General features: G+C 63.9%; 1 protein-coding gene and 1 pseudogene. Both read left to right on the top strand.

Annotated elements, in window-relative coordinates; all coding sequences use genetic code 11:
- Positions 1-10 precede the first annotated feature (10 nt).
- Positions 11-830, top strand: a pseudogene (locus I5M_RS26580) (putative hydro-lyase).
- Between the two features lie 57 nt (positions 831-887).
- A partial coding sequence (locus I5M_RS26575) for an ABC transporter substrate-binding protein (protein ID WP_022724171.1) occupies positions 888-2,005 on the top strand: 1,118 nt, incomplete at its 3' end.

The following is a 2,005-nucleotide window of genomic DNA, read 5'->3' as shown; positions in this document are numbered from 1 at the left end:
AGGACGATGAATGACTATTTTTGGCGGCAGAACCTCAGTTCCAGCAGGCTGATACCGCAATTCCCGCCCATGCCGCCCGGCTGATGTATCGGGCCGANGTCGTCGAAAGCACTGCAGGTGTCGCGCCCCGATACGTTCAGGCCAACCTCGCCATTCTGCCGGAAGCTTATGCCGGCGCCTCCCATCGCTTCTGCCAACTCAACCCCAAGCCGTGTCCGATCATCGGCATCTCGGATGTCGGCAATCCGATGATCCCGTCGCTCGGCGTCGATCTCGACATCCGCACCGACGTGCCGGCCTACCGGGTCTGGCGCGACGGCGAAGTGATCGACGAGCCGACCGACGTGAAAGCTCATTGGCGCGACGATCTGGTCGCTTTCGTGATCGGCTGCTCGTTTTCGTTCGAGGAGCCTCTGCTCGCGGAGGGCATTCCGATCCGTCACATCGAGCAGAATGTGCGCGTGCCGATGTATCGCACCAACATTGCCTGCGCGCCAGCCGGGCCGTTTGCGGGGCCGATGGTGGTGTCGATGCGGCCGCTCAAGCCGAAGGACGCGATCCGCGCCGTGCAGATCACCTCGCGCTTTCCCTCGGTGCATGGCGCGCCGGTGCATATCGGTCTGCCGCAGTCGATCGGCATCGCCGATGTCGCAAAGCCCGATTATGGTGACGCGGTCACGGTCGAAGCCGACGAGCTACCCGTGTTCTGGGCCTGCGGCGTCACTCCCCAAGCCGTGATTGCGGCGGCCAAGGTGCCGTTCGCCATCACTCACGCGCCCGGATTGATGCTTGTCACCGACTTGAAGAACAAGCACCTTGCGGTGCTCTGAGGCCAACCCGACCTGCGACCGCTCGCTGAGGAGCGCTGGTAAGCAAAGGATGATGCCATGAAGATCAATCGCCGCAATCTCGTAATCGGTGGCGCGGCCAGCGCCGCACTACTACCGTTCGCTACCGCACGGGCGGAAGCCAGCGAAGTCGTCATCGGCGTGATCTACCCGTTGTCCGGTGCCAGCGCCCAGATCGGCGTCGATGCCCAGAAGGCGTTTCAAACCGCTGCCGAACTGATCAACAACAAATACGACTTCGACCTGCCGCTGGCGCGCGGCGAGGGCCTGCCGGGACTCGGAGGCGCCAAGGTGCGCCTGGTGTTCGCCGATCACCAGGCCGATCCGCAGAAGGGCCGCGCCGAGGCCGAGCGCCTGATCACCCAGGAGAAGGTCTGCGCCATCGTCGGCACCTATCAGAGCGCGGTGGCGGTCACCGTCAGCCAGGTCTGCGAGCGCTATCAGATTCCGTTCCTGTCGGCGGACAACTCGTCGCCGAGCTTGCATCGCCGCGGCCTCAAGTTCTACTTCCGCGCCGCGCCGCACGACGAGATGTTCTCCAAGGCGATGTTCGACTTCTTCGACGCCGAGAAGAAGAAGGGTCAGAAGATCGAGACGCTGGCGCTGTTCCACGAAGACACGATCTTCGGCACCGACTCGTCCAACGCTCAGCTCGCGCTCGCCAAGGAGCGCGGCTACAAGGTCGTCGCCGACATCAAGTATCGCGCCAACTCGCCGTCGCTGACCGCCGAAGTGCAGCAGCTCAAGGCGGCGGACGCCGACGTGCTGATGCCGTCGAGCTACACCACCGACGGCATCCTCTTGATCCGCACCATGGGCGAGCTCGGCTACAAGGCCAAGAACATCGTCGCCCAGGACGCGGGCTTCTCCGAGAAGGCGCTGTACGACGCCGTCGGCGACAAGATTCCCGGCGTGATCTCGCGCGGCTCGTTCTCGCTCGACCTCGCGCAGAAGCGGCCGATGGTCGGCAAGATCAACGACATGTACAAGGAGAAGTCCGGCAAGGACTTCAACGACTACTCGTCGCGCCAGTTCATGGGCCTGATCGTGATGGCCGATGCCATCAACCGCGCCAAGTCGACCGACGGCGAGAAGATCCGCGAGGCGCTGGTCGCCACCGACATGCCGGGCGACGTCACCATTATGCCGTGGAGCCG

The sequence above is a fragment of the Rhodopseudomonas sp. B29 genome, assembly GCF_000333455.1.
GTDB lineage: Bacteria > Pseudomonadota > Alphaproteobacteria > Rhizobiales > Xanthobacteraceae > Rhodopseudomonas.
Note: the sequence above shows the minus strand (reverse complement) of the source record. Positions and strands in the feature narration are given on the sequence as shown.